Origin of the sequence: Brevibacillus brevis (genome assembly GCF_001039275.2) — a bacterium.
Classification (GTDB): domain Bacteria; phylum Bacillota; class Bacilli; order Brevibacillales; family Brevibacillaceae; genus Brevibacillus; species Brevibacillus brevis_C.
The window spans coordinates 1,629,930-1,649,438 of the sequence record NZ_CP030117.1; the positions used below are offsets into that span (position 1 = coordinate 1,629,930).

Sequence of the window (19,509 nt, forward strand, 5' to 3'; positions counted from 1 at the left end):
GACAATGTCGTGGCGATGCTGCAAATGATCTTGCGGAAAATGATGAATAACCGATGGCTGGTCGGTAGTCTGTTGATCGGGCTGATCGTCGCTGTCGGATTGGTATCGAGTATACCCGCATTCACGTCAGGGGTACTCCAACGCATGTTGACCAAGGATATGGAGGAATACCAGAAGAATGTGAAGCGCTTCCCCGGCGGCTTGCTGATCACGGTCAATCAAAACAAGCTGGGAAAGAATGGGGCGGTTCTTGTAGACGAGATGACCGCTCATTTGCAAAACGAAGTAATCGCTCAACTGGATGTCCCGGTGTATGCAGAAGTGACAGTATTGCGGACCATTCCGTTTGCTGCCATTCAGGAAAACATACAGCCGAAGAGCCCGATCAGTTCCGACAGTTCGCGGATTTATTCGCTGAGCGGACTGGAGACGCATATGACGCTTGTCGACGGTCGCTTGCCTGCTGCAACCCCCGTTGATGGCGTGTACGAAGCGCTGGTAACGGAAAAAGCGTTAAAGGACCGCCGGATGGTGCTAGGCAGCTTGTATGAGCTGACCACGAACCAGGTAGAAGGACTCAAGGTGCGTATCAAGCCGGTTGGTGTTTTCAAGGAAAAAGAGGGGAACGATCCTTATTGGTTCGCTTCCACCAGTGAATACTCCAGTGGCTTCGTATTGGATGAACGGCTTTTTCGGAGTGTGTTTTTGGAAGAGAAAAATCTGGTCATTTCAACCCAGATGTATACGGCCCTTCACTATCAATCATTTCGGATCAGCGATACAGAGAAGCTGAATTCATTGGTGGCCGGAATCGAAGGGAAGCTGCAACAGCATGGATTGAAAAAAGCGGAGATCAACGTTCAGTTTCCGGCGGCTGGTCTCGTGGGCAAATACAATGAGCAAGAGAAGCAATTCAAAACCATTCTCTGGTCACTCTACATCCCCATTTTCATTATGCTGGGCCTTTATCTCGTGATGGTTTCGGGATTAATTGTGGAAAGGCAACGAACGGAAATCGCGGTGCTGGGCAGCAGGGGAGCCAGCAGAATGCAGATTTTTTCCATTTATTTCATGGAGATCTCCATTCTCGGGTTATGCGCCTTCTTGATCGGTCCATTTGTGGGGATACAGCTTAGCAAGATACTCGGCATCTCGAATGGATTTCTCGAATTCGTCGATCGCAAAGGTTTGGATGTTACCATTAGCTGCGAAGTTTTCGTGTATGCGGCGTGGATGGTGCTTGCCTGTATCACTCTCGTTTTGATTTCTGTGTTTCTGGCAACCAGGCAAAATATCGTCACACACAAGCAAAACATGGCGAGAATGAGTGGACCTGCCATTTGGCATCGGCTGTTTTTCGACGTATTGCTGCTTGCGGTTTCGTGGTATGGATGGTATTCCTATCAAAACGCCGCTGAAACCGCTGCAAAAACGAGCGAAGGGGCTTCGGCCATCTCGATCGATTTCCTTCTCTTTTTTGTGCCCGTTCTGTTTTCGCTCGGTTTTGGCCTGCTGCTTCTCCGTTTGTATCCGTGGCTCCTACGTCTGATGTCTTGGGCAGGACGCTCCTTCTTCCCGCTTTCTCTGCATACGACGCTGGTTCAGGTAGGGAGAGCTCCACGACAGTATCATTTTCTTATGCTGTTTGTGACGATTACGGTCGCAGTAGGAATGTTCAGTGCAAGCATGGCACGGACGATCAATCAAAATGCAGAGGAGAGAATCCGTTACCTTATCGGCGCGGATATTCGTTTGAAGGCAGAGTGGCAGAGCGATAAACCAGAAGTAACGGTCTATCGGGGAGAAAAGAATGCGGAAGAAGGTGAGGGTGCAGAAGTGGAACAAGCGCCAGCAGCTCCTCCCGTTCAGTATGTAGAGCCGGATTTCGAAGTGTACAGTCGACTGCCTGAGGTTGAGCATGCAACAAAAGTCTTTGTGAACGGTCTGGCGGAGGCTTCTTTTCAGGGCGATCCTGTGAAGGACATCACCTTGATGGGGATCGACCCCAAGGAGTTTGCAAAGACCGCTTGGATGAAGTCAGACTTGCTGCCGCATCACTTCCACGATTATTTGAATCTGATAGCAAAAGAACCACGTGCCTTATTGCTGTCTCGCAGCCTCGCTGACAAGCTGCACGTGGTGGAGGGACAAACTATCCTGATCGGTTGGGGGGATTCTCGCAGGGTAGAAATGATTGTGTATGCCATCGTGGATTACTGGCCGGGATGGAATCCTACGCCTGCAAAAAGCACATACGGCAGCAGAATGGAAGAACAGTATTTGGTAGTCGCTAATCTCCCGTTCGTACAAGACAAGATTCGCCTGGAGCCGTATGAGGTTTGGATCAAAATGAAAGAGGGATCGTCTTCTGAATCGCTTTACAAGGGTTTGTCTCAAGAGGGAGTCAAGCTCGCCATGCTGAATAACGCCAAACAGCAAGTCATCCAGATGAAAAACAACGCATTTTATTTGGGGCTGAACGGATCGCTGACGCTCGGATTCCTGCTTTCCATGCTGGTCACCTTTATTGGCTACGTGATGTACTGGGTGCTTACACTGGGAGCCAGAAAATTGCAATACGGCGTGTTCCGTGCGATGGGAATGCCATTCAGACAGCTTCTTGCCATACTCGCGTGGGAGCAGCTCTTGACGTTTGGCGTCGCTTTTGCGATTGGAATGACAGCGGGCAAGCTGGCAAATAGCCTGTTTTTACCTGCACTCAGTCTCTATTTGCATGCCGATAAGCAAGTTCCTCCCTTTACCGTCATTTCGATGCCGCAAGACGAACAAATCATTTATACGTTCATGGCAGTGACACTTGTTATCGGAATCGGGATCGTCGGTATCCTGCTGTCACGGATGCAGATCCATCAAGCCGTAAAGCTAGGGGAGGACTAAGCAGATGATCGTATGCGAAAATTTGGTGAAAATCTACAAGGCAAATGATCTGGAAGTGGTGGCGCTGCAAGGGCTTGATTTGCGTGTAGAGGCTGGAGAGCTGATGGGGATCATCGGGAATAGTGGCAGCGGCAAATCAACACTTCTGAACATGCTGGGAGGGCTGGACCGTCCCTCGGCAGGAAAACTTTCTGTCGCGGGAGCTGATTTATTTCGATTGACAACTTCCGAGCTGGTTTTGTATCGTTTGCAGACTGTAGGCTTTGTCTGGCAGAACAACGCCCGCAATCTGATCCCTTATCTATCTGCGCTGCAAAATGTGGAGATGCCAATGCTTTTGCGGGGTAAGCGAAAAAGGGAGCGGGCCCACGAGTTGTTGGAACTGGTGGGGCTGGGCCACCGAAAAAAGAACAAGCTGAGCGAACTTTCCGGCGGGGAGCAACAACGGGTAGCCATCGCGATCGCGTTGGCGAACGAGCCCAAACTACTTTTGGCAGATGAGCCTACTGGCAGTGTAGATACTCGAACGGCAGCTATCATTCTCGATTTGTTTCAAGAGCTGAACCGTTCGTTCGGGCTAACGGTGGTCATCGTGACTCATGACTTGGAGCTGGCGCGTAAAGTGGATCGCGTCGTAGCAATCAGGGATGGGAAAACGTCCAGCGAGTTGTTGCGGCGAAAAGGAACGGAAGAAAACACTTCCGAGACTCGAGATGAGGAAGCTAACGAGGACACTCATGAGGAATTAGCGGTGCTTGATCAAGTAGGGAGGCTGCAGATCCCAATGGAGTACCTCCAGGCGATCCAGGCAGACGGCAAGCTGCGAATCGAGCTGGAAGAAGATCGAATTATTCTGAAGGCGCCTGTAGCCTCCACAAAAACAGACACGTGAATGTGACGTGTCTGTTTTTTGTGTTCATTTGCCTGCACCTAAAATGCATGGCACCAGCATAAAGGATCATCTCCCCCACAATGAGGGCAACAACCTCCTGTATAGCGAAGGCGAATTTGATCGGAATGTAGCACACCATAGTCGGTAATCGGTTCGACGCCCGGGATTGGTTCGTCTGGAATCTCGCGCACTTTCATGTCCGACCACTTTCCGCTCCAGGAACATATACGGCACGTTAATCTCTCTGCTGTAGGGTGCAATGCATTCTCGATGACGATCATACATTCTTGACTGTTGGTATTACAAGTTGGACAATCGTGAAATTTCATGATTCATCACCTCTCAAGTTTGCAAACATCCCCAAAATAATCGAGAACAACGTCACGGAATTCTTGGGCAGCTCGCGAAATGTACCGACTCTTGTGCCATAATAAAGCGATTTCCCGTACCAATTCGTGATTTTCGACTGGAAGATACCTGACTTGTTCGCGAGAATCTCTTGCTGTGCTTGGTATGAAGGCTATGCCAATTTCTGCTTCCACCAGATGAATCAGCCTTGCAGGTTCATCTCCCTCATACACATAGGTAGGTGTAAATCCAACCGACTTGCATATAGCGTCTACGAAATCGCGTGTACCGTATCCTCTCTTTACACCGACAAACGATTCATCCTTCAGCTCTGTCAAAGATACCATGCTCCGGTCTGCCAGTCGATGTCCCCTTGGAACCGCTACGAGAATAGGGTCAATGAAGACGATTTGACATTCAATGTCATCGTCTTGTAAAGGAGGGGAGGACAAGCAAAAATCGACCTCTCCTCTATGAAGAAGCGTAATCATTTCCTTTGTGGAGAGCATTTGTACATGGAATTGGATATCGGGCCGCTTTTTCCGAAACGCTCGAAGGATATTGGGCAGCGTGCTTGCAGTAGTCACCGCTAATTCAAGCGTGCCATGCTCCGGGTTGGACAAATCGCGAAGCTCCAGCTTCCCTTGTTCCAATTCAAACAAAGCTCTTTCCACCCGGCTGAGGAATTTGCTTCCGAACTCATTCAGTCGTAGCTTTCTCCCTGTACGATCAAAGAGAGGTACTCCCAGATCCTCCTCCAATCGTTGGATCGTTTTGCTTAGGGACGATTGGGTTACATGCAGACTTCGTGCAGCTTCGGTCATATGCTCCATACGAGCAACGGTAAGAAAGTATTGCAGTTGAAGAAGTTCCATTTCGCTCCTCCATTCATTCCTTTCAATCCATGAAATCATAACATGAAATGCGTTGGAGTAAATGTTTGGTTTCCAGTACGATATCATCAATACGCTTTAAGGAGGGCTGAAAATGGGGGCTCACAACAGGTGGTTGATGATTTCCGTTGGACTAGGGATATTGTTGAACCCATTAAATTCTTCGATGATTTCTGTTGCGATTGCAAGGCTGCAAAATGTGTACCGTCTTGACTTCACGGTTGTTTCGTGGATGATTTTCTCGTTCTACATTGCGAGTGCGATCGCTCAACCTGTCATGGGAAAGGCAAGTGATTTGTTCGGCCGCAAGAAGATATTTCTTACCGGACTTGTGGTATCTTTCGTAGCTTCCTTATTGGCTCCATTATCACCAAGCTTTGGGTGGCTCATTGTATTCCGAATTGTGCAATCGATCGGAACAAGCATGATGGTTGCGGTTGGAATGGCCATTGTACGAATTCATATTACGGAGAAACAAGCAACGGCGCTTTCCGTACTGTCCATATTCCTATCCGGAGCAGCAGCCATTGGACCTTTTATTGGCGGGGTATTGATTCATTATTGGGATTGGTCTGCGATCTTTCTCATCAATATTCCGTTCGTGGTGGCGAGCTTGCTGTTAGCCTGGAGGATGATTCCAAAGGATGAATCGACAGCATCTGTTGCACATAACATGTCCTTTCGAAAATGGTTGGAGTTGATTGATGCAACAGGGATCGTGCTCTTCGCAGTGGGACTGGTTGCACTGCTCGTGGGATTGCTTTCAGCAAAATCATCGGGACATGTCACATGGTGGCATATCATGGTTGGAGGGATCGGCCTTGTTACACTGGGGGGGTTCGTACGACATGAGTTAAAAACGACTTCTCCGTTTATTCCTCTACGGACATTCGCCAAATATCCTGCAATGACGTGGGTCAATATCGAATTCATGCTCGTTAATGTCCTTTTTTATTCGCTTTTTTTCGGGCTTCCGTCCTACTTGCAAATGGCTCGTCATCTCAGCGAGTTCCATACAGGAATTCTCATGCTCAGCTTAGGTTTATGCTCACTCGTTGTGTCTCCACTAGCAGGACGATGGATTGATCGATCAGGCCCTCGACCGGCATTGTTCGTATCCGCCATGCTGATGACATTTGGGTCATTGTGGCTCGTGACGTTAAAGCAAGATTCACCTGTGATCAGTGTGTGTGTAGCGTTAGTTGCATTCGGTATTAGCAACGGGTTAAACAATGTCGGAATGCAAGCAGCCTTGTTCAAAAGTTCTCCAAAAGAAATCATCGGAGTAGCATCCGGATTATTTAATACATCCAGATACCTGGGAACCATTCTCTCTTCATTATTGATCAACATTGTAATGGGAGATACGTTTAGCGCCGGGGGGTTGCAAGTGCTTGGCATGATCCTCACGACAATCGCATTGTCTTTGGTATTCATGAGTTGGCGACGGGAATCAAGGCAAGTGGAGGAGTCATAGGTGCATCCATCCCTATTCAAAATCGCAGGCGTGGTTCATAACAAATTGTTTAAATTTTTCAGTGGCAGGGGATAAATATCTCCCTTCTACCCAAGCAATTCCAATTGTCCGTTGGCACCTCGGGCTTTTGACAGGGATTTGTGTAATCTTACTCTGGTCCGTTCCCTTTAAATTGGGCAAAAGGGAGATTCCCAGTCCAGCAGCGACCAGGCCTGCAACGGTATCTGCTTCCTCACCTTCAAATGTAATGGGAGGTGTAATTCCTGCTTCTTGAAACAACTGCTCGACAGTGATACGCAGGGAGTAGCCTTCTTTTAAATGGATAAAGGATTCATTTGCAATCTCTTCCAACGTAATCGAGGTACGATTTGCATATTTATGGTCTTTCGGGACAATCACAAAAAGCTCTTCATTCCAAAGTGGCTTCCATACAAAGGGAGATTTCATATCCATGGGAGCAAGTAGACAAAGGTCAAATTCTCCTTCTTGCAACTGATTCATAAGCATATGGGAGGGACCTTGTCCGAGTCGAAAATGAACGTTTGGGTAGTGGGAGCGAAAAGAAGCCAGTAAATCAGGGATACGACTGGTACTTAACGTATGCAGAAACCCCAGAGACACTTCTCCCTTATCTGGATCAAGTAAATCCATGATCTCTTGTTTTCCTTCATGAAATTCCTTCATCATAGTTTCGACTCGCTTTAAAAAGAGATGACCATATTTATTGAGCCGAATCGAACGTCCCTGACGGTCAAACAGGGGTACGCCTATTTCATCCTCAAATCGGGCAATCGAACGACTTAGGGCAGACTGGGAAATCGAGAGAGCTTCGGCAGCATGTGTCACGTGTTGGATTCTTGCCAGAGTTTGAAAATATTCGAACTGTTGCCATTCCATTCGAAAGCACCACTTTCCGTCCGGATTTTTCATTACATAAATGCATGGAAAACATGATTATAATGAATTATACATCATAGATAAATGGTGATACCATAAAACCATAATCATCCTGAAATGATATGGTGATCACATGATACAACAAGGCACGCCACTCTTCCGCAAAACCAGCTTTGCTTTCTTTGCCGCTGGTTTCAATACGTTTGCTATTCTTTACTGCGTACAGCCATTGATGCCGGAATTTTCAAGAGAATTTGCGGTTAGTCCAACGACAGCAAGCTTTTCCCTCTCTATTACAACCATGGTTCTTGCCGCCAGTATGCTCATTTTTGGTTCGCTGTCTGAAGTATGGGGACGCAAGCCGATCATGATCGTTTCCATGCTCGCTTCATCTGTGTTTTGTATTCTCACAGCATTCAGTTCGAATTTTCATGTTCTCCTGGTATTGCGAACGATTGAAGGAATTTCATTGGCGGGTTTACCCTCCATAGCAATGGCCTATCTTGGAGAAGAAATCGAATCCAAAAGTTTGGGAGCTGCTATGGGTCTCTATATATGTGGCAATTCCATTGGGGCTGTGTTTGGCAGAGTTTTCTCAGGAATGATAAGTGACTACTTCGGCTGGCAGATCGCAATAGGGGGGATAGGTCTCATCAGCTTGGCTGCCACACTGATTTTTTGGAACACCTTACCACCCTCACAAAATTTCAAGGCACGCCCATTCGTAATGAGTAAGTTAGGTTTGTCTTTAATGGACCATCTAAAGGCTCCAAGTCTCATTTGTTTATTTGTCATCGGCTTTATCCTTTTAGGAAGTAATGTAGCGTTGTTCAATTACATCGCTTATGTATTGATTGAAAAGCCATATTCACTCAGCCAAACATTGATAAGTTGGACATTTTTAATTATGATCATCGGAATGTTCAGCTCTGTCTGGACAGGAAAGTTAATCGATCGTCATGGTAAGCAAAAGCTGTTATTCATTAGCTTATTCCTTGCGTTGATCGGCGTCTGCTTGACGTGGGAAGCGAATCTCATTCTAAAAATTGGAGGACTTGGATTTTTTACTTTTGGATTTTTTGGAGCGCATGCGGTTGCGAGCAGCTGGGTAGGACAGCTTGCTTTACAGAACAAAGCACAGGCCTCTTCTTTGTATTTATTTTTCTACTATACGGGTTCTAGTGTAGGAGGGACACTCGGCGGATTGTTTTGGTCCGCATACGGATGGGGAGGCGTCATCAGCATGAATGTCGGCTTCCTTCTAATTGGCTTTATACTTTGGGCGTGCGTCTCAAAAATGGTTCAGAATGCGAAGAAAATGACGAAAATAGCCTAGACTTGTGTCCCAAAATAAAGAAACGGAAAAACTCAGTATCGTTTGGTGATACGAAGTCTTTCCGTTTTTTTATAGGTCAAACGATAAGCCGAATGCCAGCGCCAAAAAGACGGCGAAAGCACCACCTGCAAGCGAGCCTGCGACATTGACGGCATCGTTGTTCCAACCAGCGCGACCGCGGATTCGCACGGCTGGTATGCCGCAGTGACGAGCCTGCTCGATTTCACGACCGCAAACGCTGCAACGGTACATTTGCTGCCATGTCGCACCGATCCATGAATCAACCAGTGACCCTACCATGCCCGCCAGTCCTGCTATGCCAATCCAGGCTGCCAGTCTGAGGGCAGGTATGAGCCCATCCGGCGCGGGTTGACCGGGTACCGCCAGCAGCAGCCACGCTGCACCGCCGATAAATAGTCCCCCAGCCAGCGAAGCACCCATGCCCAGGCCAGAAATGCCGCCAGAAGTGCCGGGCGGTACACGCTGACCCGTCTTAATCGATCTCGGGGGCTTCCGGCTCAAGCCGCCGATTTCTGTCGCCCATGTATCGGCTGTGACCGCCGCCATCACGCCAAGGAACGCGTACCACCAAAGCGGATGCGGCCACGCCCAATTTGCTACACATATCAGGAGCCCGAGTCCGCCGTTTGCGAGCACCTGCCCGGCATCGCGTCTCCCCGTTTTCTCATAACCGCTCTCGGCCTCTTGCTTTTTATGCTTTTTCCACTTGGACAGTAAGGTGGACGAGACAAAAAAAGCGATGAGGGAGCCGAACCAGATAGGGCTTCCGAGTGCATACATCACAGTGCCCAGCATCACCGCCGCCAAAAAGCCGGAACCGGACAGCGACCGTTTTACATAAGCCGCTCCCGCAATCCCAGCGCTGCAGGCCAGACCGATTAACCACTCCACAGTCTCCCGCCCCCTTTGCTTTGAACTATTATACCTCAACGCGGCGGGCAAGATGAGCGGTTTCCTATTTTCGCGCAAGTCGTTTACCACAAAAACAAGTGGATTTCGCAAGCGATGAAGGAGTATATTACGAGAACGTTAAAACATGCAAAAAGTTGGGCATAGATAGACGTGTTGTACGAACGGGTATCATAATAAAGAAAGGATGATCTGTGATGAAGACTTCTCTCAAAGAGAATGCGGTCTCGTTTTTGCAACTGGTAGCGTCGGGAAATGTGCGAGAAGCATACCAAAGATACACTAGTCCGAATTTCCGCCACCATAATCCCTTTTTCCGTGGGGATGCTCATTCTCTCATGCTCGCAATGGAAGAGAACGCCGCAAAGAATCCTCATAAGATTCTCGAAGTGAAACGTGCCATCGAAGAGGGAGATATCGTTGCCGTTCATTCTCATGTGAAGCAAAACCAAGAGGATCTTGGGGGAGCTGTGGTCCATATCTTCCGTTTTCATAACGACCAAATCGTCGAATTGTGGGATGTAGGCCAGCCCATACCGGATGATTCTCCCAATGAGAATGGAATGTTCTAACGTCAGGATATGGTTGTTGAGCGAACGGGAATCGAGTGTTTTATAAACACAAGCAAAGGCAGCCAGTGCATTTGGCTGCCGTTTGTTTAACCAAAGATGGTCATTTCCTTATGATTGATAGCTAGCACTTCCATCTTCACCATTCCACCAAGATGATGTGGCACGAAATCAGACAATTCTTTTAGCGCCAGATGGAATTCATCGCTTCTTGTTTCATCTACCAATTCCATACAGAGGAATGCATTTTTCGTATTTTCTGTTAGCATCGTCCTCTGAGCTTCACGCCAATTCCAGCATCTGCATATGGCACCGACATCATCCTTATAAACAATTTCGCCTTCATAGGGCGAAGCATTTTCATCCTGTCCCAATGGGAGAAACGGTTCGTTGCCATTTGCCTGCGTCAGGCGAATATCGCCTACAAAAGTATCGATATCTTCTCCACCACACGGAAGTCCATAACGCAAGGAAATGGAATTATAGATGTCAACGAGCGGGTTTATTGTTCCGATCGGATTGCCATTTTTCACTCTTTTTAATAAAGCTTCAATGGAACACCTTGCCCCTTTCTTAGTCTTGAATTTCTGAAAAGCTTCTCGCCAAACAGAAATGACAGGATTACTGCTGAATTCCTCTAGACGTAAGAATTTATGCGCTTCTTTCTCTGCCTCTTGCAGAAGCTTCTCGTATTTTTCAACGTCCCTAATTGAATTATCAATTCCCTCGCAAATCACGATGCCTATTTTTGCATGCGGAAATAACGACCAAAAATCATCTTCAATGATAAATCTAGTCATAACCTATCTCTCCGTTTCATTTCACTTATTATGTTTTGGAGGGGCTCGCAAAGGCGGAGAAAATTCCTAGAGCAATATAGAAATAACCAGTTATCCGATTCACTACCTTTGAACTCCCCGTACTACCGACAATCCGCTTTCTCATGCTTGCTGCGAGAATGGCATACAGACCATCGCTAACAAAAGCTAGGATCATAAATATCGTTCCTAAAAGCAAAAATTGAACCGTGACTGACCCAGCAGTAGGTGTTATGAATTGCGGAAAGAAGGCTAAAAAGAAGAGGGCTGTCTTAGGATTCATTACCTCGACAAGCGCTGATTCGTAAAAAATCTTTCGTAATTTTTTGCGAGGGGCTTTTGGAATTTCGGAAGCCGTTTTATCCGCTTTAGAAAATAAGGTCTTACACCCCAAATAGATCAGATAAGCAGCACCCAAGTATTTCACGATATGAAAGGCTGTTGCTGATGTCATAAGAATCGCAGAAACTCCGATTGCTCCAGCTAAAACGTGAACAGAACCACCAAGAGACACACCAAGAACAGATACCAGACCCGCTTTCTTCCCTTGATCGATACTTCTAGCCATAATATAGAACACAGCTGGTCCAGGTATGATTAACAATGTAGAAGCGGCAATGACAAATAGCCAAATAGTTGAAAACTCCATAAGAAGCAACTCCTTGTGGTATCTATAGGCTGATCACTTAAATAACTCTTTCCGTTGCTCACGCATCCACTGAGCAACCTGAATTTCCTCTTGATCATTAGATTTTTCAAGCTCTGTCACAATCGATTGATAATCGGTGTTGTTGCGATTTTGGCTCATTTTGGCTGCCCCTTGAATCGAGGTAATTTCAATCTCAAAACCAACGATTCCTGTCATTTCTCTCTCAAGCAATTCAGGATCAAATGTATCCCAGAGTCGACCATTTTCGCGGTGAGATTCATAGTGGGTAAGCATCGTATCCAAAGCCGACTTGAGTTCATCCTTCGTGAGGATACGTGCTGACCCATACGCATGTACAGCGAGATAGTCCCATGTGGGAACCTGTTCACTCTCATACCAGCTTGACGAAATGTAAGCGTGCGGTCCTTGAAAAATCAGCAAAACATCTCTATTAGTATCCAACGTTTTCTTCTGCATGTTACCGTATGCGATGTGCCCAGTCGCATAGATTTTCCCTTCCTCTTCACGAATTTCCAACGGGATATGCGTAGCCAACGGGCGATGTTCATCAACTGTAATCAATAGGGCAAACGGGTTAGACTTCATCATTTGAACTGCCTCATCATGTTCCATCCGATATTGCTTAGGAATGTACATAAAAACCACCCTTTCAACTTGTACTTGAAACAAGAGTATGATACAAACTGACATAAAAAAAGATACAATAATAAACAAATATACATGTCAGAAGGAGTGCAAATGAAAAATACCATTTTTACTTTCAAGGATAATTCTCCTAAATACAAACAAATCTACGAGAAATTTAAATCATTTATAGAACAAGGCGACATAAAGGCGGATGAGCCATTGCCCTCCATACGTCAACTTGCCGATTCCTTACATGTCAGCCGTAATACAACATTAATGGCGTATGAACAACTTGTTGCTGAAGGGTATATTCGTGGAGAAGGCCGAAAAGGTTATTTTGTAAATGAGTTAGAGCCCGTTTTATTTCAAGAGGCTCGCAGCTCTGCTACTCACAAGCAAAACGAGCCAGTACCATCTGTTCGCATTGATTTTCGCGCAGACGTCGTCGATCAAGCGCATTTCCCTTTAAAAACGTGGAGGAGGATATCGAATCAAGTATTAACGGAAAAGGACAGCTTTCGGTACGGGGAGCCTTTTGGTGAATGGAGCCTACGTGAGCAAATCGCAGCCTATTTACTCCAGTCTCGTGGGGTGAGAACTGAACCAGATGCCATCATTATCGGAAGTAGTACCCAACAAATGCTTGTCTATCTCGGTCTTGTCCTGAAACATGATTTTTCTAGCATCATTGTAGAGGACCCTGGTTATGATGGTGCCAGGAAAGCTTTTCAATTAAATCGTTTTACACTGGAAACGTTACCCGTTTATGAGACAGGTGCGGATTTTTCACACTTGGAACATATGAAATCACGATTGATATATGTGGCGCCGTCCCATCACAGTCCATATGGGGTAAGTATGCCCATTCAACAAAGGCATGCACTCATCCATTGGGCCAAAAACAGGCAAGGATATATTATCGAAGACGATTATGATAGTGAATATCGCTATACCCAACAACCATTTCCGGCTCTCGCTTCCATCGATGCAACGAGAGTGATTTATCTCGGAAATTTCTCGAAATGCTTTCTGCCAGGAATTCGTTTAAGTTATATGGTGTTGCCACAGCCGCTTATCAACTGTTATAAAAATCAATTCGCCCATTTCGAGAGCACGACTTCACTCCTTAGCCAATTCGCCATGGCGAAATTTATGGAGGAAGGGGAATGGAATCGCCATATTAAACGCATGCGTCTGGTTTATAAAAGAAAAATGCAGCACTTCGCTAGTGAATTAAGGAAGCATTTCAAACAACATATTTCTATCATTGGCGAGCAGTCTGGTTTGTACGTATTAGTCAAAGTACACGTGGAGCGTTCAGAAGAATGGCTCATTCAACAAGCTTCCCTTCAGGGAGTAAAAGTCTATCCGACTTCACTCTATTTCATTAAAAACAAAACCGATCACCCAATCGTCAAACTTGGTTTCAGTAATTTATCAACTGATGAAATCCAACTTGGTGTAAAGCTCTTAAAAAAGGCTTGGTTATAAAAAAGCTTTTAAGCGGGGATAAACACCCAAGCTGGTAAGAGAAAAAAGAAGAAATAAGCGAAAGTCTTTGGGATACCAACCGAAGCGCAATGGAAAAAAAGAAACCTGCCTTTAGCGTCCACCTCTGAAATACTTCGCAGAGGCGCGACTTTGGACGCGGGTTTATTTTTTTTCATGGAGCTGGGCAGGGATGACCCCTTAGGAGGTAGCCCAAGAACTTGAGCGTTTTCTTCTTTTTTCTCCCCACCACCAAAGGCTCGATTTAGACCAAAAAAATAAAGGCTTCACTGAAAAATCAGCGAAGCCTTCGTATCCACATGACTACTTTGTTTCTTCCATTTTCTCCAAAGCACCATGCACAATTTTCCCTTTAAACATGACAGCAGCCCGACGAGATTTTCTCGCAATCGCTTCCGCAGAGCAGGAGCTTTCTGCAAACACGATGCTTGCCTCGTCGCCAACCTTTGGCCATGCGCGGTTGCCATCTTTATCGAGCGTTGTTTTTCCTCCGGTGATGAAGTACAAGGATTGCACCAATGATTTCTCATCGACCCAACGGTAGCGCTCGACCAGACGGTTTAGCTTATCCAGCATATCGCCTGTGCCATATGGCGACCACGAATCGTAGAAACCATCGTAACCAAGCGCGACATGTACGCCTTTGGCATGAAGCATCGGAACAGGTGGCATCGCCCGATTAATCGGGACTGTCGTCATGATCATCGTTCCCAGTTGGGACAATCGGTCTGCCATGTCCGAGCTTTCCTCCATCGACACATCTCCGAGCGCAAAGGCATGACTGATCGCCATACGGTTCTGCCAGCCAGCTTCCTCGGTCAGATCGAGCAGTCTTTTGATCGTATAGAAGCCGAGTGTCCCCGGATCATGCAGGTGAATATCGACATCCGCATCTGCTTCTACCGCAATGTCCATCATTTCACGCAAGGAGCCTTCCAATTCATTATCAATCCCAGCCGGGTCCAAGCCCCCAACCAGTGTAGCGCCTTCCTTCATCGCTTGTCTCATCAAGGAGCTTGCTTGTGTGCGCAGGAGCCCCTGCTGCGGGAAAGCAACGATTTCATACGTCAGGCGATCGCTGTACTCTTCCAGGGCTGTACGCACACCCTCCAGGTTTTTCAGGCCGATGTAAGGATCGATGTTGACGTGTGTACGCACATGTGTGGCACCGCCTTTGATATGGAGCTGGAGCATTGCTTGTGCACGTTCTTTGGTCGTCCCTGTCATCAGCGGCATTTCTTTTGCTTCGAACTCCAAGCGATCGATCAGTTTTTTCGGAGGAAGGCAGGATTTCCAGGTTGCGCCCGCATACGTTTTGTCCAGATGATTATGCTTTTCAACAAAAGAGGGGAGGGCCAATAAACCTTTTGCATCTTCTTGCGGTAAAGTGGTGTCGAGTGGTTCGTTCGCCGAAACGATCTCTGCGATTTTGCCGTCTTCGATTTTCAAATGACAGATTTCTGAGATTGTGTGAAAGACGCCGTCTTCCCCCGTTTCAAATCCTTTATCGAGACGTACGTTGGTTAACCAAAAAGCTTGCATCACTAGAAATCAGCCCTTTCTCTATCTTGCAAGTAGTGGATGAGAGTCCAGTCTAGCTGTCTCTATTAATTGTAGTGAATATTTCGAACAAGGTTGTTCATCTTTTTTACTAGTTTTTGCATGATCTTTACGTATTGCTTGGAATCTTGCCTGTTTTCGAAAAGGAGTAAAGATTGTGCAAATACACGTAAAGGTTTTGAAACAAATTTTACAGAATATTTCCTATAATGACAAAGGATACAATGGAGTGGAGAGGCCGGAACGAGAAGAAGAGTAGGGAGGGTCATCATGAAAAAGAAAATAACCGCAAAATATGTCATCGGTTTTGACGGCGAAGATCATGTGATTATCAAAGATGGGGAAGTCGTTTACGAGAATGACACCATTGTGTATGTGGGGCACCATTTTGATGGCGAGGTAGATGAAGTGATCGATGCTGGCAATGCAGTAGTCAGCCCAGGCTTCATTGACCTGAATGCGTTGGGTGACATTGATCACGACATCGTACATCTGGAGCAAGCTTCTGCGAGAAACAAAAATATGCTCTGGTCGGAAGACTACTACCGCAAAGGCTACCATGAGGTAATGACACCTGAGGAAGAGGCGTTCAAATCCCTTTTCGCCTACAGCCAACTGATTCTAAATGGGGTAACGACAGCCATGCCGATTACATCCGTCTTCTACAAGCGCTGGGCGGAAACGTATGAGGAGCTGGCAGCAGCAGCCGATCATGCAGGACGCTTGGGATTGCGTATGTACATGGGGCCGAGCTATCAGTCCGGTATGCGCGTCGTGAAGGCAAACGGAGAAATCGAGGTACTGTGGAACGAAGCAGAAGGACAAGCAGGTTTGGAGCGGGCTGTCCAATTTGTCAAAGATTTCGATGGGGCTCACAACGGACTCATCCGTGGAATGCTGGCGCCAGAGCGAATCGAGTCACAGTCTGTAGAGAACCTGATCAACACAAAGCGCTACAGTGAGGAGCTCGGATGTCCCATCCGTCTGCATGCCGCACAAGGTCTCTATGAATATACGGAAATCCATCGTCGTCACAACAAATCACCGATTCAGTTCCTGAATGAGATTGGCTTCCTCGGAAAGAAAACGGCAATTCCGCACGCACATTTCATTCCAGGCTTTAGTAAAGCAAAATTCGGAGAGGGAGACGATTTGGCGATCCTCCAAGAGACAGGTACGACCGTGATTCACTGCCCGCTCGTAGTTGGTCGCCACGGTGAGGCACTCGAATCGTTTGCCCGTTACAAACGCCGGGGCGTCAATATCGCGATTGGAACCGATACGTTCCCGCCTGACTTCATCCAAAACATTCGCACAGCCAGCATGCTGTCCCGTTTGGTGGAAGGCGATGTCGCGGATTCCAGCTACGCGGATATTTACCGCGCAGCAACATTGGGCGGCGCACGTTTCCTTGGCAGAGATGATCTGGGACGATTGGCGCCGGGGGCAAAAGCAGATATCATTGCCATCGATCTGGACGGTTTCCACATGGGTGCGGTTGATGATCCAATCCGTACAATCATTACGTGTGGCTCAGGTCGTGATGTGAAGCTCTCAATCATAGCTGGACGCACCGTAATGAAAGACCGCCTCCTGCCAGGAGTTGATCTGGAAGAGATCAAAGCAAAGGGACAGCGTTACTTTGACAAGATGCGTCTGGGCTACGTAGAGCGCGACTATCAACAACTGGGCGAAAAAGAGCTGTTCAAGCCTTCTTTCCCAATCGTGAGCAAACCATAGATTGAACAAAAAGAAGAAGCACAATCTGCTAGAAGCGGCGGATTGTGCTTTTTTACTTACCGGATGAACCCGCCTTCGGAATGCATAATCTGTCCAGTGATCCACTCCGCTTCGTCACTTGCTAGAAAAGCGACAAGACGTGCTGCATCCTCGGGCTGTCCGATCCGTCCCAAAGGAAATCGCTGCAACATGTTTTGTCTGATCTCTTCGTTTATCCAGCCTGAATCGGTGGGCCCAGGATTTACAGCATTGACGGTAATCCCTCGTGTAGCCACTTCGGCAGCCAGTGTCGTCGTAAGAGCATCTACGGCTCCTTTTGTTGCGGCATACGCGATCTCGCCGACCATCGGGCCTTTGGACTGACCAGATGTCATGTTGATGATTCGGCCTCCGCGCTGTTGAGTGAAGCGACGTGCAAATTCCACACTGAGCATGGTGGTTGCCCGCACATTGATGGCATAATGTGCGTCCAAACTGGCCATATCCAGTGCTTCATAGCCGTCATTTGTCGAGTAGCAAGCGTTGTTGACGAGGATGCTTGGTTCGCCCAGTTGTGCTGTAGCTGCGTCGAGCACCTCCTTGTAGGCATCAGGCTGTGACAGGTCGATCTCGATCCCGGCACATCTGACTCCGTAGCGTCTGATCTCTTCCTGCAAGATTGCGGGTTCATCCTTTTGCATCCCATACGCCATGGAGTGGTCATAGGCGGTCCAATACGTATGGAAAATATCGGCACCGTGTGAGGCCAGCATTTGACAGATAGCAGCCCCAATCCCTTGAAGGCGGCTGGCACCTGTTACAATGGCAATCTTTCCGTGCAAACGAAGGTGCGTGGTCACACATATCCCTCCTCATTCTGTCCCTATACATTCTTTTCGGGATACCTATTCCTTTCATCCTGCATACGAAGTAAAAAATCAGTCACGAAAATTTTACGAAGTTTTCGCTAAATAACCATAAATTGTAGAGGGAGGAGAAACTTACGCTGGAAATCATGCAAAATTGTTGCTATTTTGTATATATAGGAAGTTGTTCAAATCGTGGATTTAATACTAAGGGAGATGTAGAAGATGGAGTGTCAGTTAACAATTACCCGGACAGAACAGAAAAAAGAGAAACCAGCATCTGACAAGCTGGGGTTCGGTGTTCATTTTACCGATCATATGTTCACCATGGATTATACAGAAGGTAAAGGATGGCATGATCCACAAATCGTTCCTTACTCTCCGCTGACATTGGACCCGGCAGCAATGGTGTTCCATTACGGGCAAGCTGTATTTGAGGGCTTGAAAGCTTATCGCAATCAAGAGGGCAAGGTTCGCTTGTTCCGTCCTGATCAAAATTTCAAGCGTATGAACCGTTCATTGGAGCGTATGAGCATGCCGTTGATCGACGAGGAATTCATGGTCGAGGCATTGAAACAGCTGGTGGCCGTAGATAAAGAATGGATTCCAACAGAAAGCGGACAGTCTCTCTACATTCGTCCCTTCGTAATCGCGACAGAGCCATGCTTTGGTGTCCGCGCTTCGCATACGTACAAATTGGTGATTGTGCTCTCCCCAGTTGGAGCGTACTATGCGGGTGGCATGAAGCCCGTAAAAATTTACGTAGAAAACAACTATGTGCGTGCGGTAAGAGGCGGAACAGGAAACGCTAAAGTGGCAGGTAACTACGCAGGCAGTCTGAAAGCACAAGTGGAAGCAAAAGAAAAAGGCTATGAGCAAGTGCTGTGGCTCGATGGCGTTGAGAATAAATATATTGAAGAAGTAGGCAGCATGAACGTGTTCTTCAAGGTAAAAGGGGAAGTGTGGACCCCAGCATTGAACGGTAGCATCCTGGAGGGGATCACGAGAGATTCGACCATCCAATTGCTTAAGGACTGGGGAATTCCAGTCGTAGAGAAGCGGATTTCCATGGAAGACCTGCATACTGCTTACGTCAACGGTGAGCTGGAAGAAGCATTCGGTACCGGAACAGCGGCTGTTATTTCCCCAGTAGGTGATCTGAACTGGAACGGACATCAGATGATCATTAACGGTGAAAAAACAGGGGAATTGACCACGAGACTGTACGACGAGATGACAGGAATCCAGTACGGTGATCGTGAAGACAAGTTTGGGTGGTCGGTAGAAGTAACAGAATAATCACGCCAGTGAAACAAGAGGCATAGTCTTCTCTTTTTCGAAAGAGGGCTATGCCTTTTTTGATTCGGTATTTCTCACTTATTCATTATCGTGGTCTCGGGGATATATAGCCTCCCAATGATTCTTATGCCTAATCATTGGCGCACCCCTTTGTTCATTAGTCAATTTACTTTACTACATTTCGACGCCATCGGGTCAACC

The 19,509-nt window shown here is 47.0% G+C and carries 16 protein-coding genes; 8 read left to right on the top strand and 8 right to left on the bottom strand.

The window, feature by feature from the left end; translation table 11 throughout:
* The first annotated feature begins 15 nt into the window (after positions 1-15).
* Together AB432_RS08355 and AB432_RS08360 are read left to right on the top strand one after the other, a co-directional pair.
* On the top strand, positions 16-2,898 hold the full coding sequence (locus AB432_RS08355; protein ID WP_235617726.1) for an ABC transporter permease: 2,883 nt from the start codon (positions 16-18) through the stop codon (positions 2,896-2,898).
* 4 nt (positions 2,899-2,902) lie between these two features.
* Positions 2,903-3,790, top strand: coding sequence for an ABC transporter ATP-binding protein (locus AB432_RS08360; RefSeq protein WP_048031883.1), 888 nt, complete (start codon positions 2,903-2,905; stop codon positions 3,788-3,790).
* 335 nt (positions 3,791-4,125) lie between these two features.
* On the opposite strand, the gene AB432_RS08365 is transcribed toward AB432_RS08360, so the two are convergent.
* Complete coding sequence (locus AB432_RS08365; RefSeq protein ID WP_048031884.1) at positions 4,126-5,013, bottom strand: LysR family transcriptional regulator; 888 nt, start codon at positions 5,011-5,013, stop codon at positions 4,126-4,128.
* Between the two features lie 112 nt (positions 5,014-5,125).
* On the opposite strand from AB432_RS08365, the gene AB432_RS08370 reads away from it, so the two are divergent.
* Positions 5,126-6,508, top strand: coding sequence for an MFS transporter (locus AB432_RS08370; RefSeq protein ID WP_048031885.1), 1,383 nt, complete (start codon positions 5,126-5,128; stop codon positions 6,506-6,508).
* A 12-nt stretch (positions 6,509-6,520) separates the two neighbouring features.
* Here the strand turns inward: AB432_RS08370 and AB432_RS08375 are convergent, their stop codons facing one another.
* Positions 6,521-7,405, bottom strand: a complete 885-nt coding sequence (locus AB432_RS08375; RefSeq protein ID WP_048031886.1) for a LysR family transcriptional regulator — start codon at positions 7,403-7,405, stop codon at positions 6,521-6,523.
* Between the two features lie 133 nt (positions 7,406-7,538).
* Here AB432_RS08375 and AB432_RS08380 point away from each other — a divergent pair, with 133 nt between their 5' ends.
* The gene (locus AB432_RS08380; protein ID WP_048031887.1) at positions 7,539-8,741 is read left to right on the top strand and encodes an MFS transporter; all 1,203 of its coding nucleotides are present in this window, start codon (positions 7,539-7,541) and stop codon (positions 8,739-8,741) included.
* A gap of 69 nt (positions 8,742-8,810) precedes the next feature.
* Here the strand turns inward: AB432_RS08380 and AB432_RS08385 are convergent, their stop codons facing one another.
* Positions 8,811-9,653 (bottom strand): DUF92 domain-containing protein, encoded by an 843-nt coding sequence (locus AB432_RS08385; protein ID WP_048031888.1) that lies wholly within the window; start codon positions 9,651-9,653, stop codon positions 8,811-8,813.
* Positions 9,654-9,868: 215 nt separating this feature from the next.
* Here AB432_RS08385 and AB432_RS08390 point away from each other — a divergent pair, with 215 nt between their 5' ends.
* On the top strand, positions 9,869-10,243 hold the full coding sequence (locus tag AB432_RS08390; RefSeq protein WP_048031889.1) for a nuclear transport factor 2 family protein: 375 nt from the start codon (positions 9,869-9,871) through the stop codon (positions 10,241-10,243).
* Between the two features lie 86 nt (positions 10,244-10,329).
* On the opposite strand, the gene AB432_RS08395 is transcribed toward AB432_RS08390, so the two are convergent.
* The 3 genes from AB432_RS08395 to AB432_RS08405 are packed head-to-tail and all read right to left on the bottom strand — an operon-like array spanning position 10,330 to position 12,364.
* Positions 10,330-11,040, bottom strand: coding sequence for a B3/B4 domain-containing protein (locus AB432_RS08395; RefSeq protein ID WP_048031890.1), 711 nt, complete (start codon positions 11,038-11,040; stop codon positions 10,330-10,332).
* Between the two features lie 28 nt (positions 11,041-11,068).
* The gene (locus AB432_RS08400) at positions 11,069-11,707 is read right to left on the bottom strand and encodes a LysE family translocator (RefSeq protein ID WP_048031891.1); all 639 of its coding nucleotides are present in this window, start codon (positions 11,705-11,707) and stop codon (positions 11,069-11,071) included.
* 33 nt (positions 11,708-11,740) lie between these two features.
* Positions 11,741-12,364, bottom strand: a complete 624-nt coding sequence (locus AB432_RS08405) for an FMN-binding negative transcriptional regulator (RefSeq protein ID WP_048031892.1) — start codon at positions 12,362-12,364, stop codon at positions 11,741-11,743.
* Between the two features lie 102 nt (positions 12,365-12,466).
* Here AB432_RS08405 and AB432_RS08410 point away from each other — a divergent pair, with 102 nt between their 5' ends.
* Positions 12,467-13,846 carry a MocR-like pyridoxine biosynthesis transcription factor PdxR gene (locus AB432_RS08410; protein WP_048031893.1) on the top strand — a complete coding sequence of 460 codons (1,380 nt, stop codon included), beginning with the start codon at positions 12,467-12,469 and terminating at the stop codon, positions 13,844-13,846.
* 321 nt (positions 13,847-14,167) lie between these two features.
* Here the strand turns inward: AB432_RS08410 and AB432_RS08415 are convergent, their stop codons facing one another.
* A complete protein-coding gene (locus AB432_RS08415; protein ID WP_048031894.1) occupies positions 14,168-15,409 on the bottom strand; it encodes an amidohydrolase family protein in 1,242 nt (413 codons plus the stop codon).
* 285 nt (positions 15,410-15,694) lie between these two features.
* Between AB432_RS08415 and AB432_RS08420 the strand changes: the two genes are divergently transcribed.
* Complete coding sequence (locus AB432_RS08420; protein ID WP_048031895.1) at positions 15,695-17,164, top strand: amidohydrolase family protein; 1,470 nt, start codon at positions 15,695-15,697, stop codon at positions 17,162-17,164.
* 56 nt (positions 17,165-17,220) lie between these two features.
* On the opposite strand, the gene AB432_RS08425 is transcribed toward AB432_RS08420, so the two are convergent.
* Positions 17,221-18,003, bottom strand: coding sequence for an SDR family oxidoreductase (locus tag AB432_RS08425; protein ID WP_048031896.1), 783 nt, complete (start codon positions 18,001-18,003; stop codon positions 17,221-17,223).
* 231 nt (positions 18,004-18,234) lie between these two features.
* Here AB432_RS08425 and AB432_RS08430 point away from each other — a divergent pair, with 231 nt between their 5' ends.
* Entirely contained in the window at positions 18,235-19,308 is a 1,074-nt protein-coding gene (locus AB432_RS08430) for a branched-chain amino acid aminotransferase (protein WP_048031897.1), read from the top strand.
* The last annotated feature ends 201 nt before the right edge of the window (positions 19,309-19,509 follow it).

Excerpts from the sequence above, each read along its gene's own strand:
- AB432_RS08355 (WP_235617726.1), top strand. The coding sequence starts at position 16 with ATGCTGCAAATGATCTTGCGGAAAATGATGAATAACCGATGGCTGGTC.
- AB432_RS08360 (WP_048031883.1), top strand. The coding sequence starts at position 2,903 with ATGATCGTATGCGAAAATTTGGTGAAAATCTACAAGGCAAATGATCTG.
- AB432_RS08365 (WP_048031884.1), bottom strand. The coding sequence starts at position 5,013 with ATGGAACTTCTTCAACTGCAATACTTTCTTACCGTTGCTCGTATGGAG.
- AB432_RS08370 (WP_048031885.1), top strand. The coding sequence starts at position 5,126 with ATGGGGGCTCACAACAGGTGGTTGATGATTTCCGTTGGACTAGGGATA.
- AB432_RS08375 (WP_048031886.1), bottom strand. The coding sequence starts at position 7,405 with ATGGAATGGCAACAGTTCGAATATTTTCAAACTCTGGCAAGAATCCAA.
- AB432_RS08380 (WP_048031887.1), top strand. The coding sequence starts at position 7,539 with ATGATACAACAAGGCACGCCACTCTTCCGCAAAACCAGCTTTGCTTTC.
- AB432_RS08390 (WP_048031889.1), top strand. The coding sequence starts at position 9,869 with ATGAAGACTTCTCTCAAAGAGAATGCGGTCTCGTTTTTGCAACTGGTA.
- AB432_RS08395 (WP_048031890.1), bottom strand. The coding sequence starts at position 11,040 with ATGACTAGATTTATCATTGAAGATGATTTTTGGTCGTTATTTCCGCAT.
- AB432_RS08400 (WP_048031891.1), bottom strand. The coding sequence starts at position 11,707 with ATGGAGTTTTCAACTATTTGGCTATTTGTCATTGCCGCTTCTACATTG.
- AB432_RS08405 (WP_048031892.1), bottom strand. The coding sequence starts at position 12,364 with ATGTACATTCCTAAGCAATATCGGATGGAACATGATGAGGCAGTTCAA.
- AB432_RS08410 (WP_048031893.1), top strand. The coding sequence starts at position 12,467 with ATGAAAAATACCATTTTTACTTTCAAGGATAATTCTCCTAAATACAAA.
- AB432_RS08420 (WP_048031895.1), top strand. The coding sequence starts at position 15,695 with ATGAAAAAGAAAATAACCGCAAAATATGTCATCGGTTTTGACGGCGAA.
- AB432_RS08430 (WP_048031897.1), top strand. The coding sequence starts at position 18,235 with ATGGAGTGTCAGTTAACAATTACCCGGACAGAACAGAAAAAAGAGAAA.